A 13,153-nucleotide genomic window follows, 5' to 3' on the forward strand; every position below is an offset into this window, starting at 1 on the left:
ACCGCCCCTGCCTAATAACTGCCAGCGTTTGTTTTCGGATTGCGCATCATGTAGCCGAGCCCCCGCCGGGTGATAATATATTCCGGACGGCTCGGATCGTCCTCGAGCTTCTCCCTAAGCCGGCGGATCGTCACGTCCACCGTACGTACATCCCCGAAATATTCGAAGCCCCACACGGCTTGAAGCAGGTGCTCTCGCGTCATGACCTTTCCGCTGTTCTTGGCCATATACTGCACCAATTCAAATTCCCGGTGAGTGAGATCGAGCGGTACGCCGTCCTTATAGACCACATACATATCTGTGTCGATGAACAAGCTGAGAATTCGGAAGCCTTGCCGAGGCTGCTCCTCCTCCTGGGACTGAGCCGCAGGAGCTACCGCCGCCTTCGTCTGCCTTCGCAGATGCGCCTTCACCCGGGCGAGCAGCTCGCGCGTACCAAAAGGCTTCGTCACATAATCGTCGGCTCCGAGCTCAAGGCCCAGCACCTTATCAATCTCATTATCCTTGGCCGTCAGCATGATGATCGGCGTATTCAGCTTTACCCTTACCTCACGGCACACGTCCATGCCGTCCTTCACCGGCAGCATCAGATCCAGCAGGATTAAATCCGGTTCCTCAGCATAAGCCAATTCGACTGCCGCTCCGCCATCATAAGCGCAGATTACCTCGTGCCCTTCTTTTTCCAAGTTAAATTTCAATATATCCGCAATCGGTTGTTCGTCGTCTACAACGAGAATTTTCGCCATTTCGTTCCTTCACCGCCTGTCAAAGACTAACAGCTGTTCATGGGAAGCTATTCACCTATTTTACCACAACTTGAAGTAAAAAGAGACATGGAGACGCTGGGCGTACTGCCCTGCTTTCTCCATGTCCCATCATCTACGTGCCGATCGCCAGCTTAGCGGTTTAAAAATTTAAGAGGATTTTGCGGCGATTGATCGCGCAAAATTTCAAAGTGCAGATGCACTCCAGTGGAATCCCCGGTGCTGCCCATCGTTCCGATCTTTTCGCCTTTCTCCACGATGGCACCATTGGTCGTTTCAACCTTGCTTAGATGCGCATACAACGTACGGTATCCATTCATATGATCGATAATGACCAATTTCCCGTATCCGTCCTTCACGCCTGCAAACTCAACCTTGCCATTATCGGATGCGAGGATATTGCGGTTCCCTGTCAAATCAATCCCTTTATGGAAAGCGCCCCAACGCATACCGTATGTGCTGGAAATCGAAGCGGAAACGACCGGCCATGCGAACTTACCCGAACCTTCCCCACGTACAACCTTGGTTCCTCTCTTCACGACGGCCTTCACAGGCTGCTGGACGATTTCTTCGCTTAACACGCTCTCTTCCTCCATTAGCCCGTTTACCTTAGTCAGCTGGAGGGTCACTTTCTTCAAGCCTTGCTTACCTTCGGCAAGCACCTGCGTCTCACCGAGACGCAAACTATCGTCCTGTTTGTATTCCGTTTCGTATTGAATCTCCTGATTTTCCACAACCTTCTCTACCGTCCGCACGGACAGTGCCGGCTGCAGAACGGTGAGGTCAAGCTGTTCGCCGACTTTGATCATGTCGTTAGAGATCCAAGGGTTATTCTGATAAATGACCTGCTTCGGAATATTCAGCTTCTTGGCGATGCATGATACGCAGTCACCGTCTTCCACCGTATATTTCGTAGGCTGCACATTGCCCTTCTCCAGCTTATTCAGAAGCTCGTCCGGCTTCATGAGCTGGTCTGGCTCGATTTGTAACTCCTTCATTTCCACATTCTGCACAAAATCCGCTTTTTGCAGCTCCGTCTCAACCGGAACGCTGCTTTCAGGAGCTGCCGACAATATGCCAACCTTCCCTGGCTCTTTCTTCTGCTGTATGGAAGCAATGGCGTTCGCTTTAATCTGCTCCAGGATTTGCTTGGCGGTCGCCTGGTCCTTCACGATGCCTACCGGCTTACCATCCACCAATAGCTGTACCCCTACAGGATAAGCCGAAAAATAACGATCCAACTGCTGAAGAACGGCTTGATCGTCTGCCTTTGTTCCAAAAACCCGATCCGTGGTCAATTCGAGCCTCGGTTCCTGCACGACCATGCGGATGTCCTTACCGTTGCTTGCCAGCTGCTCCCGCTTCTGCTGCTTGAACTGCTCCACCATCGCCGGATCCGAAACGGTTCCGACTGAGTCGCCATTCGCATATACATGATAGATATCCTTCATGTTCGCTTGGACGTACTGATTCCCGCTCCAGGCTACAACAGCAATTAAACCTAATGTGGATACGGACTTGATCACTAGCCATTTATGTTCAATCATACGATTTTTGATTTGGATAAGTGCGGTTGTTCCTTGTTCCTTTGTCACCGGTTCGATCCTTAAGCCCTCAGCCAAGCTGTCGGATCCATTCTGAGCCCCAGAATTTCGAAGCTTTTTCAGCAGGCCCTTGAATTGATCCATAATCTTGAAAACTGTCATCTTCTTCTCCTTTTAAGCCGTTTTTTGCCGCATTGGAAAGCCAGCCGTGCCGTACAGCACGAACCTACTGCTTTCTTGGGACTACTGCACATAAAAACACCTAAAAATAGGGATAATAACCAAAGTGCCCAAACTACTTAATAAATTTACCATAACCAATCTATCAATTTCAACCAAACCGCATATGATCTCTCATTTTCGGAGGAAAATCTGACAGGAGTGTGAAGTAAAACTATGGAAAATATCATAGCGGCTTTCCCTAACCGGAGCGATATGGAGCATGCCGCGGAGGCACTTCGGAAGCAAGGCGTCATCAATCTCAAGCTGGAACCGGCTGCTCCGGCCCCCGTAAGTGATCTGCCTGTTATGACACTAAACGAGGTGAGGAGCGCGTCCATGGAGGCTTGCGGCAAGCTGCAGGTTCTTGTGGAATCGTCAAGGCGGAGACAAGCGATGGACACAATCAGTCGCTATGGCGGGGAATGTTCATTCTAACTCGAAGAACAAAACTGGCCTTACCGTTCATCAGGCCAGTTTTTCGCTATACTATATATGCTTCTCATATCACACCAAACGCCCCAAAACTAGGCTCAGGGCGCTCCAATCAGAGATTGCAGCTGCTGATATTCCCCCGGCTTTAAATGGGCTTGAAACAGCTGCTGCAGCTCTTTCAGCTCTGCTGCGGTAATTCCATCCTCCATAATGACTGAAATCCTCTGCATTTCCTCTTGAGGTAACCGGGAGATGAGGATAGAAAAAATCTTCGCCTTGTTCTCCTCAGACAATTGCTCCTTCTTCTCAGCAAATTCTTCGCTTGAAACGACAACCCTTCTCTCTTCCTCCGGCAATTCAGCCTGTTCCGATTGCCGGTTCCAGACGGCCACCGCGTCCTCTGGAACCCGATAAGGGTCAACAAGGTCTTGGCTGCCCGGGCTTCCGCCCCCGCTTTTATTCGTTCCGGTCGCGGAGGAGGTGGACGGGCTTTCTTTAGCAGAAACAGCCAGGTCTTTTGTTTTTTTGTCCTCCTCCTCATTCATTCCTATGCCTAATTGTGCAGTAAACCGGTTCACAAATCGGCTCCACTCCATCTTTTGATTTCCCGGACGCTGAATCTGATATTGGTCCAACAATACATTCACATACGCATTCACGGCGAGGAAAGTCATCACCACACAACATAAAGAGGTGACCACCGCGCTGATGCCCAGCTTCAGCATCCAGCTCATCCATTTCATGGCTCTGCCCATCTCCCATCGGTCCTTGTTGGTCTATTCTCAGTATTGACCTTTTTCTGGGAAATCAACCGGGCTATGAGATGCATATATGCAAAAAGCCCTGCACTCCTTCATCAGGAGAACAGGGCCCTCTTTTTCATATCATGATTAGAATTAGTAAATTGGCTTCACCAGGTTGGTTTGCTCACGGTTACGCCCAACGGAGAAAATCGCAATCGGAATCCCAGTCAGCTCGGACACTCGCTCAATGTACCGTCTTGCGTTCTCCGGCAAATCCTCAAGCTTGCGAACGTTGGACAAATCCTCGGTCCAGCCCGGCAGCTCCTCATACACCGCTTCGCATTCAGCCAACATCTTCAAGCTGGCCGGATAATGCTCGATGATTTCACCGCGGTATTTATAGGCCGTACAAATCTTCACTTTGTCCAGACCGGCCAGCACATCAAGCGAGTTCAAAGACAAGCCAGTAATCCCACTCACCCGGCGGGCATGGCGGACAACGACACTATCGAACCAGCCGACGCGGCGCGGTCTTCCGGTAACCGTACCATACTCATTGCCGCGTTCACGAATCCAGTCACCGGTTTCATTCTGTTGTTCTGTTGGGAACGGACCATCTCCGACACGCGTTGTGTAGGATTTGGCTACACCGATGATTTGCTGAATTTTGGACGGACCCACACCGGATCCGATACAAACGCCGCCCGCAGAAGGATTTGAAGATGTAACATAAGGATACGTTCCTTGGTCGATATCCAGCATGACACCCTGTGCGCCCTCGAACAGCACCTTCTTGCCATCATCGATCAGATCATTGAGAACAACCGATGTATCCGTGACGTAAGGGCGGATTTTCTCCGCATATTCGAGATATTCCTCAATGATCGAATCGGCATCGAGACCTTTGGATCCGTACACTTGTTCGATCAATACGTTTTTCTCTTCGACCATCTGACGAACCTTCCGTTCAAACTCCTCCGCATCCATCAAATCAGCGATGCGAATTCCGTTACGAGCGGCTTTATCCATGTAGCAAGGACCGATCCCCTTACGGGTCGTTCCGATCTTGTTGTCGCCCTTACGCTCTTCCTCTAAACCGTCCAGCAGAAGGTGATAAGGCATAATAACGTGGGCCCGGTCACTGATGCGCAGATTGTTCGTCGTAAAGCCGTTTTCGTTAATGTAGCGAATTTCTTCGAGCAGTGCTCCTGGATTGATGACCATACCATTACCGATGATACAAATTTTATCTTCATAAAAAATGCCCGATGGAATCATCGTAAGCTTATACTTTTTATCATTAATAAGAATCGTATGTCCTGCATTGTTGCCTCCTTGATAACGAGCAACAACTTCTGCAGACTCTGCCAGAAAGTCGGTAATCTTCCCTTTACCTTCGTCTCCCCATTGGGTTCCGACAACTACTACCGTTGACATATTCACTTACCCCCGTGAGGTGGAAACCACCTGTTATTTGCCTTTTAGACGCAATACACCACTGATTAGTTTAGCAGTACCGCTCTGTAAAGTCAATAAAACGAACAATAAACTTAACCAATTGCCCATTGTTCGGAAATCATTCATATGTAGAGAGACTACAGCGGTAACCTTCCGTTTGGTCCACTGTAGTACGCATATTCTTTTTTGGCCTGTCCATTTCATAGAAAGTGTTCCCCGTGCAACAGGAATACCGGCGCACAATCTTACCGCGCCATAGCTAGCTCCTGATGGGATCGGTCTAGGCTTACAAACTTGTTATAATTTTTCAGGAAGGCGAGCTCCACCGTCCCGACCGGACCATTCCGCTGCTTTGCGATAATGATCTCGATAATGTTCTTCTTCTCCGACTCTTTGTCGTAATAGTCGTCACGGTACAAGAATGCCACAATATCGGCATCCTGCTCGATCGATCCCGATTCCCGAAGGTCAGACATCATCGGTCGCTTATCCTGCCGCTGCTCCACACCCCGACTCAACTGAGACAGCGCGATAACCGGAACGTCTAGCTCACGCGCAATCTGTTTCAGCGTCCGGGAAATCTCCGATACCTCTTGTTGACGGTTATCACCTTTGCCGCGTCCGTGAATGAGCTGCAGATAGTCGATCAGGATCATTCCGAGCCCCTTCTCCTTCTTCAAGCGGCGGCACTTTGCCCGAATATCAGCTACCGTGACGGATGGGGAATCGTCAATATAGATATTAGCCTCAGAGAGCGAGCCGATGGCCATCGTCAGCTTCTCCCAATCGTCCGGTTCCAAGAAGCCTGTCCGCATCCGACCTGCATCGACGTTCGCCTCCGCGCAAATCATCCGCTGCACAAGCTGAGGCGCACCCATCTCCAAACTGAAGATGGCGACGGTCTCTTTCTCGCGTACCCCGACATTCTGTGCAATATTCAAAGCGAACGCCGTCTTCCCTACGGAAGGCCGTGCCGCAACGATGATCAGGTCCGACCTCTGGAAGCCCGAGGTCATCTTGTCCAAGTCAGTAAAACCGGATCGAACCCCGGTGGTGCTCCCCTTCTGATTGAAGAGGAACTCCACTTTGTCAAAGACCTCCATCAGCACATCCTTGATCGCGATGAAGCCTGAACCCGAACGAGCCTGCGAAATTTCCATAATGCGCTGTTCCGCGTCGCTCAAAAGTATTCCCACTTCATCTTCGCCGGAGTACCCGTTCGTAACAATCTGCGTAGCCGCACGGATCAAACGCCGCAGCATCGACTTCTCTTCTACAATCTGTGCATAGTAGTCGATGTTGGCTGCCGTAGGCACTGCATTGGCGAGCTCCGACAGATAGCTGATTCCCCCGACCTCCTCCAGCTGCTTCTTATCCTGCAGCCGGGCGGTCAGCGTAATAAGATCGACTGGCTCGTTTGCCTCCGCTATCTCGATCATGGCTTCGTAAATCCGCTGATGTGCACCGCGGTAGAAGTCGTCACTCGTCACCCGTTCCATCGACGTGACCAGCGCTTCGCCGTCAAGCAAAATAGCGCCGAGCACGGCCTGCTCGGCTTCTATATTCTGCGGAGGGATTCGATCCATAAACAAATTCTCGTTCATCCGTTCTCCTCCTGATATTCAAGCTTCGAATACGGACAACAAGGCAAATAACGGACCAATGTCCGTTATCCGTTGCCTAAACAGGCTCCCTTACTCTTTCACCACGTGAACTTTCAGCTTCGCAGTCACTTCCGGGTGAAGCTTCACGACGACTTCCGTCACGCCCAGCGCGCGGATCGGTTCGTCCATCACGATCTTCCGCTTATCCAGTTTAATCCCCATCTTATCAACTGCTTCGGCCACCTGCTTGTTCGAAACGGCTCCGAACAAACGGCCGTCCGCCCCTGACTTCGCCTTCAGCTGAACGGTTAGCTCTCCCAGCTTCCGCCCAACCTCCTGCGCATCGGCCTTCTCCTGTGCCTTCTTCCGGTCCTCGGCTTTCTTCTGCTGATCCAGCACCTTCATGGATCCATCGGTAGCCGGAGCCGCCAGGTTTTGTTTGAATAAAAAATTATTAGCATAGCCCTCGGAAACTTCTTTTATTTCTCCTTTTTTTCCTTGGCCCTTCACATCTTTCAGCAATATCACTTTCATTCGAGCAACCCCTCCTCTGCATGAATCTCATTTAAAACTTGCTTGAGCCGCTGTGCAGCCTCTGCCACCGTACCTTCGATCTGCGTAGCCGCATTGGTCAAATGGCCGCCTCCGCCCATCTTCTCCATGACCAGTTGGACGTTCATCTGTCCGAGCGATCTTGCACTGATCCCAATTAGACCGTCCGGTCTTTCGCTGATGACAAATGAGGCCATGATTCCCGTCATAGTTAACAATGTATCAGCAACTTGGGCTATGAGCAACTGAGAATATTTACGTCCCGACTCGTTTACCGCAAGCGCAATATGATCGAAGATGACGACTGCGTCCTTAATGACCTCGGCTTTTTGAATGAAATACTCCAAATCTTCCTTCAACAGCTGCTGGATCATAGATGAATCCGCTCCGTTCCGACGTAAGAAAGACGCCGCTTCAAACGTCCTTGCCCCCGTACGGAGACTAAAGCTTTTCGTATCCACGACAATACCCGCCAGCAAGGCCGTCGCATCAAGCACACCCATCGTGATACGCTCGTGAAAATATTGGAGCAGCTCCGTCACCAGCTCACATGTGGAAGATGCATAGGGCTCCATATAAACCAAAGTAGCGTCTTGAATGTAATCCTCACTGCGCCGGTGATGGTCCACAACCACCTTCCAAGGCGTCAACTGCAGCAGCCGTGGTTCCGGTGTCATCACCGCCCGATGCGTGTCCACGACAACGGCCAGAGATCGCGAATTCGTAATCTGCAGCGCTTGTTCCGGGGTAATAAACCACCGGTTCAGCTTTTCGTCCTCGTAGATCGTCTCCATCAGCTTCTCGATGGAAGGATTCACTCCCTCAAGCACAATATAACCTTCTTTGTTGCTGACATGCGCCATCTTCAATACGCCGATGGCTGCCCCGATCGCATCCATATCAGGATGTTTATGGCCCATGATAATGACCTTATCGCAATCCTTAATCAGGTCGCGAAGCGCATGAGAAATCACTCGAGCCCTAACCCGCGTCCGCTTCTCGAGCGCATTGGAGCGTCCCCCATAGAATGACAGCCGCTCCCCTACCTTCACAGCAGCCTGGTCTCCTCCTCGGCCGAGCGCCATATCCAAGCTCGTTTGGGCCCAGTGCCCGAGCTCGGTTATAGATGCAGTGCCTGAAGCAATACCAATACTCAGCGTCAACGGCAGCTTATGCTCAATCGTAATATCGCGAACGTCATCCAGGATCTCAAAGCGAGATTGCTCCAACGCCTTCAGTCCTCTTTGGTCCATCAGTACGAGATACCGGTCCGAGGCGGTCCGGCGAAGATAGACATGATGCTTTTGAGCCCATTCCGTAATTTCACCGGTGACTTTAGCCATCATGATGCTGCGTGTTTGGTCATCAAGCCCCTGTGTAGCTTCATCCAGATTGTCCAGCATCACGATACCCAGTGCAAGTTTCTCTTCGTCATAGCTGAGCTGAAGCGACTTCAGCTGCGTAATGTCGGTCAAATAAAGCAGCCGCTCTGCCGGATTGATCTGCACTTCATAGATGCTGCTATTCATTGAAATTTCAAGCTTAAGTTCTTTATCCTTACGATTGTTGAGCGCTGGAAACAACTCCTGGAGGGATTCACCGATGAGTGAATCCTTACCCAGCATCTGAGCTACGAAAGGGTTGTGCCACTCGATGACTTTATCCTCGTTGTAAAGCACAATGCCAAACGGTAGCCCGTGAATCACTTCGCTTCCCGCACGCTTGACCCGATGCGACAACGTGGACACATAGTGGTTTAAGTCCTCATGGAAAGCCTGCTCCGCCTTTAGTGTGTAATACCCGAGAATGCAGCACAAAATCAAGGCAATGAGAGCAATAACCCATTGGTATAGAAAAAGAGTCAAGGTCAAAGCGCTCAGCAAGACAAAAATCCATACAATATGCATCCCATGCCATCGCTTCAACAGGAACTTCGGCATTTCATTCGCTCCTAATCCCTTTAAAGTCACTTGCGGGTCAAACGATCACGGATCGGAAACGCCACATCGAATATACCAAGCAGACTAAACATAAAAGACGCCGGCGGGAATACCAAGAGCAGCAGAATCCCAACAATCGGCAGTGTCCTATTCCAGCGCTTCACATGCGCCACATAGAATAAGAAGGAAATCGCTTGAATGGAGAATACAAAAGTCAACAACGGCAGCAAGTTCAAGAGCACCGTGTATGACATCGATTTCGTGTCGCTTACGAACATTTCCATAACCAGCGCGATCAAATAAAACCAAACGAACGATTTCGGCAGCATCCAGTCTTTGACCGGCTTAAAGGCAGGAATGGATTCTCCCGAACGGACAAGCAGCCTGCGCGCCAGAGTATGGGACACGACTACGTAAAAGAGTGAAAATCCGATCATATACAGCGGCAGCATCAGTACCATCATATGCACCAGGGTGTCCGGATCGACTCCCATCATGCTCTGCAGCTCCGCAGGAAGTGTCTTCACGCTATCCACCATGAACTGCTTCAGTCTTCCCACCGGATTGAGCCCAAACATCTGAGTCATGACAAGGGTAAGCAGCAGCTGCGCCAGAAGTGTAACCGCGCCCACTGTAAGAACGGTTCGCGCTGGGGCACTTTTTTTGTACAGGTTGCCCATCTGGATGACCGGCGGTAAAAAGAAAAGCGATATCGATACGAGCAGCGCCCCAAGCCAGCCTGCCAAAAGCAGTGATGTTATTAAATAAACGATGGCCAAGCAGACCCCATAATGTACCAAAAACCGCTTAGTGCCCAGCTTCACATACATTACCAGCACGGGAACCATGAGAAGTGCTGCCGTTATCAAATTCAGCGGAGGTAAAAAAATGGTTAAAAGCAAAATGATATAAGCGATGCTCCAGCCGAGCATTCGCTTCTTTTGAGATTCTTCCAAGCCTTTCACCTCTTACGCAAATGATCTTCCAAAGCGGTAATGTCTCCGTACCATTCTTCTAGTTGATGTCCTTCTTCACGATGCTTCTTCATTTTGTCCAGAACCGCTTCATCCAAATTACGTAGAGAGATGCCGAGTCGACGTCCGAGAATATAACAGCAGGCAATCAGACTTGCCAGCCCGTCAACGATTTTGTGATGACTGCCCTCCCATATGCCTTTGAGCAGATGGGCCATCTGATCCACAAGTTCGGTTTTCAGCCATTCGATAATTTTGGCCCGCTTGGCCAAATCAACTTCTCGATCCATATTAGACAAGCTGATTCTCTCCTAACTCTGAAGCTTTAGTTAATTATACCACACTTTCAAACCCGTTGTTCGGACTGCCACAGTTTAAAGCAATAATCTATGATTTCCCTTCGGCGGATTATACCTATGAATACTTCATTGTCGTCAATCACGGGAACATAATTCTGATTCGTGGCTAGCGTAATCAAGTCCGCCATTTGCTGATCAATCCGTACCGGTTTAATCGCCATATGCTGAGGTACATCCTTCAATTGCACTTTGTGTGCGTTCTCAAATCCGATGTCAGGCGAACGCTTGAGCTTCCACAATAAATCCCCTTCGGTAATGGTTCCGACGTATTTCCCATTCTCATCAATAAGAGGAACGGCCGAAAATCGGTGATACTCCATTCGTTCGAGTGCTTGACGCATAGTGGAATGAGGAGATAAATAAATAACGTCATCCTTAGGCACCAAAAAAAATGCGATGTTCAACGCTGCTCCCTTCCTTTCTCTGTCTAAAAGGTCCTGCAAATTTCCCACCATTCCATCATATCATGATATGCCCCGGGATGAAAAACGATCACCGCTTGTTAGGTGATCGTTTTTCAGTTCGATGCGATTACATTCACATGATCTCCCTGCCCACGCAAATAAAAAGACAATCGGGTTAACCCGATTGTCTTGTTTACATAATCTTACTCCGTTGTATAAGGCAGCAAAGCGATTTGACGGGAGCGCTTGATCGCGATCGTCAATGCACGCTGATATTTAGCGGATGTACCAGTCACACGACGAGGAAGAATCTTGCCGCGCTCGCTGATAAACTTCTTGAGCGTCTCAATATCTTTATAGTCAATGTGCTTGATTTTATTTACAGTAAAGTAACAAACTTTACGGCGCTTGCCGCCTTTTTTGCCACGGCCGCTGAATTTTCTTTCGCCGCGTTCGCCGCGATCTTCAGAGCGTTCTCTTTTTTCGAATGCCATTGTTCTCCATCCTTTCTACGTGAGTTTTCCTACCATTCTACTCTTAGAACGGCAAATCATCATCAGAGATATCAATCGGTTTACCGTCATCCTGGAAAGGATCCTGCTGTTGGTTGCGTCCTCCGCCGTAACCTCCACGGGTATCGCCTCCATCACCGCCGCTTCCAGTACCCACTCCCATACCATCTTCGCGATTGCCGCCGCTGTTAGCCGACTCCAAGAAACGCACGTTGTCCGCAATGACCTCCGTCACGTAGACGCGACGTCCTTCATTGTTGTCATAGTTTCTCACTTGAATACGGCCTTCCACTGCAGCCAATCGACCTTTGCGAAGATAATTCGCACAAGTCTCTGCGAGCTGGCGCCAAGTTACAACCGGAATAAAATCCGCTTCACGTTGGCCTTGATTACTTGAGAAAGGTCGGTCTACTGCAAGCGTGAACTGGGTTACAGCCACACCTGCCGGCGTATAGCGCAATTCGGGGTCACGTGTCAGTCTTCCGATCAGAATCACACGATTCAACATCCGTACTTCCCTCCCGGATCCGTTGCAACGTACAGCCCGTTATTCACGATGCCCGTTGTCAACAAACTCAATTACGGCACTCAGGCCTTAAGCTACGTCTTTAACGATCAGGTAACGAATGATTTCGTCGGAAATCTTCATTACGCGGTCAAGCTCGCTGATTACTTCATTATTAGCGTTGAAATGAACCAACACAAAATGACCGTCACGATGCTTGTTGATCTCATACGCAAGACGGCGCTTACCCATCAGGTCGTGCTTCGTAATTTCGCCACCGTTGTTGATGATGTTTTGGAACTTCTCCACCGTAGCCTGAACCGCTTCTTGTTCCAGATCAGGACGGATGATGTACATCACTTCGTATTTGCGCATGTTGCCACCTCCTTTTGGACTAAAGGCCCCTGAATCGGCTTGTACCGTCAGAAGCAAGGAGCGAGAATTGTTTCCTAAACTCGCACCATAATACTATAGCAAAAACGTACTGCTAAAGCAAGCGAAAAAAGAAGGCACCCCCATGGTTTGGTCTTTCCTAGGCGGGTTGGTAATTATTAACCCTCATGCCTGGGGCGTAATGTGGAAAATCTAAGAGTACACCAACAACAGGAGGTGACCTGACATGGGTGAATGGTCGCAATTCCGGCCGGGCGACAGTGCTCCGAACGACGGCGAATATATGGAAGTGGGCGAAAACGCCTTCCATATGGGTATTAACAATCCTAAAATGATCACATTGAACAAAGGGGATCGATTCCCGGACACAACGAACCACAACCGAAAGTGGAAAAAAGTGTTTCGTGGATAAACCCCTCTCCCCGACCGCCTGTAAGGCGGAGGGGAACCCTCTTACTTATCTTGATCGCCAACTTAAAAGGAGATATCGATATGCGATATAAATATACGGCCATACTTACCATGATCGGTGCTGCCCTCTGTCTAATCCATTACATCGGACACGAATACGACCCGGTCTATCTACTTTTCTACTCCCTTAGTGTTCCGGCTTGGTTTTACCCTCTCTTTACTTATACGGATGTAAACCCTTTGCTGCTCTATTTTCTAACTACATTGTCCTGGACCGTTATGGGCTACATTATAGATCGCTTCTCGGTTTACCGTCGATCCCGCAGCAGCTAACGC

The 13,153-nt window shown here is 49.6% G+C and carries 16 protein-coding genes; 3 read left to right on the forward strand and 13 right to left on the reverse strand.

From position 1 onward, the window contains the following. Window positions 1–11: 11 nt before the first annotated feature. A complete protein-coding gene (gene yycF, locus JOE45_RS15975) occupies window positions 12–746 on the reverse strand; it encodes a response regulator YycF (protein ID WP_210019305.1) in 735 nt (244 codons plus the stop codon). Window positions 747–898: 152 nt separating this feature from the next. Further along, window positions 899–2,470, reverse strand: a complete 1,572-nt coding sequence (locus tag JOE45_RS15980) for a LysM peptidoglycan-binding domain-containing M23 family metallopeptidase (protein ID WP_210019304.1) — start codon at window positions 2,468–2,470, stop codon at window positions 899–901. A 234-nt stretch (window positions 2,471–2,704) separates the two neighbouring features. On the opposite strand from JOE45_RS15980, the gene JOE45_RS15985 reads away from it, so the two are divergent. Then, complete coding sequence (locus JOE45_RS15985; protein WP_210019303.1) at window positions 2,705–2,965, forward strand: hypothetical protein; 261 nt, start codon at window positions 2,705–2,707, stop codon at window positions 2,963–2,965. A 95-nt stretch (window positions 2,966–3,060) separates the two neighbouring features. Here JOE45_RS15985 and JOE45_RS15990 read toward each other — a convergent pair whose 3' ends face one another. The 11 genes from JOE45_RS15990 to rpsF all read right to left on the reverse strand — a co-directional run bounded on the left by JOE45_RS15990 (window position 3,061) and on the right by rpsF (window position 12,388). After that, window positions 3,061–3,705, reverse strand: a complete 645-nt coding sequence (locus tag JOE45_RS15990) for a hypothetical protein (RefSeq protein ID WP_210019302.1) — start codon at window positions 3,703–3,705, stop codon at window positions 3,061–3,063. Window positions 3,706–3,858: 153 nt separating this feature from the next. Beyond that, complete coding sequence (locus tag JOE45_RS15995; RefSeq protein ID WP_210019301.1) at window positions 3,859–5,142, reverse strand: adenylosuccinate synthase; 1,284 nt, start codon at window positions 5,140–5,142, stop codon at window positions 3,859–3,861. Between the two features lie 266 nt (window positions 5,143–5,408). Further along, window positions 5,409–6,767, reverse strand: a complete 1,359-nt coding sequence (gene dnaB, locus JOE45_RS16000; protein ID WP_210019300.1) for a replicative DNA helicase — start codon at window positions 6,765–6,767, stop codon at window positions 5,409–5,411. 90 nt (window positions 6,768–6,857) lie between these two features. Continuing rightward, window positions 6,858–7,301 (reverse strand): 50S ribosomal protein L9, encoded by a 444-nt coding sequence (gene rplI, locus JOE45_RS16005; RefSeq protein WP_210019299.1) that lies wholly within the window; start codon window positions 7,299–7,301, stop codon window positions 6,858–6,860. Further along, window positions 7,298–9,259: a DHH family phosphoesterase gene (locus tag JOE45_RS16010; protein ID WP_210019298.1), complete on the reverse strand. Its 1,962-nt coding sequence runs from the start codon at window positions 9,257–9,259 to the stop codon at window positions 7,298–7,300. The genes rplI and JOE45_RS16010 overlap by 4 nt, the downstream gene beginning before the upstream one ends. Before the next feature lie 26 nt (window positions 9,260–9,285). After that, complete coding sequence (locus JOE45_RS16015; RefSeq protein ID WP_461480189.1) at window positions 9,286–10,224, reverse strand: DUF2232 domain-containing protein; 939 nt, start codon at window positions 10,222–10,224, stop codon at window positions 9,286–9,288. After that, the gene (locus tag JOE45_RS16020) at window positions 10,221–10,523 is read right to left on the reverse strand and encodes a MazG-like family protein (RefSeq protein ID WP_210023269.1); all 303 of its coding nucleotides are present in this window, start codon (window positions 10,521–10,523) and stop codon (window positions 10,221–10,223) included. The genes JOE45_RS16015 and JOE45_RS16020 overlap by 4 nt, the downstream gene beginning before the upstream one ends. 56 nt (window positions 10,524–10,579) lie before the next feature. After that, window positions 10,580–10,996, reverse strand: coding sequence for a CBS domain-containing protein (locus tag JOE45_RS16025; protein ID WP_210019297.1), 417 nt, complete (start codon window positions 10,994–10,996; stop codon window positions 10,580–10,582). A gap of 203 nt (window positions 10,997–11,199) precedes the next feature. Next, window positions 11,200–11,490, reverse strand: coding sequence for a 30S ribosomal protein S18 (rpsR, locus tag JOE45_RS16030; protein WP_072334001.1), 291 nt, complete (start codon window positions 11,488–11,490; stop codon window positions 11,200–11,202). Window positions 11,491–11,533: 43 nt separating this feature from the next. Beyond that, the gene (ssb, locus tag JOE45_RS16035; RefSeq protein ID WP_210019296.1) at window positions 11,534–12,016 is read right to left on the reverse strand and encodes a single-stranded DNA-binding protein; all 483 of its coding nucleotides are present in this window, start codon (window positions 12,014–12,016) and stop codon (window positions 11,534–11,536) included. An 87-nt stretch (window positions 12,017–12,103) separates the two neighbouring features. Then, window positions 12,104–12,388, reverse strand: a complete 285-nt coding sequence (gene rpsF / locus JOE45_RS16040) for a 30S ribosomal protein S6 (protein WP_210019295.1) — start codon at window positions 12,386–12,388, stop codon at window positions 12,104–12,106. Between the two features lie 244 nt (window positions 12,389–12,632). On the opposite strand from rpsF, the gene JOE45_RS16045 reads away from it, so the two are divergent. Further along, window positions 12,633–12,818, forward strand: coding sequence for a YjzC family protein (locus JOE45_RS16045; protein WP_210019294.1), 186 nt, complete (start codon window positions 12,633–12,635; stop codon window positions 12,816–12,818). Window positions 12,819–12,898: 80 nt separating this feature from the next. Further along, window positions 12,899–13,150: a hypothetical protein gene (locus tag JOE45_RS16050; protein WP_210019293.1), complete on the forward strand. Its 252-nt coding sequence runs from the start codon at window positions 12,899–12,901 to the stop codon at window positions 13,148–13,150. Window positions 13,151–13,153 lie beyond the last annotated feature (3 nt).

Source organism: Paenibacillus sp. PvR098 (assembly GCF_017833255.1).
Taxonomy (GTDB): Bacteria; Bacillota; Bacilli; order Paenibacillales; family NBRC-103111; genus Paenibacillus_G.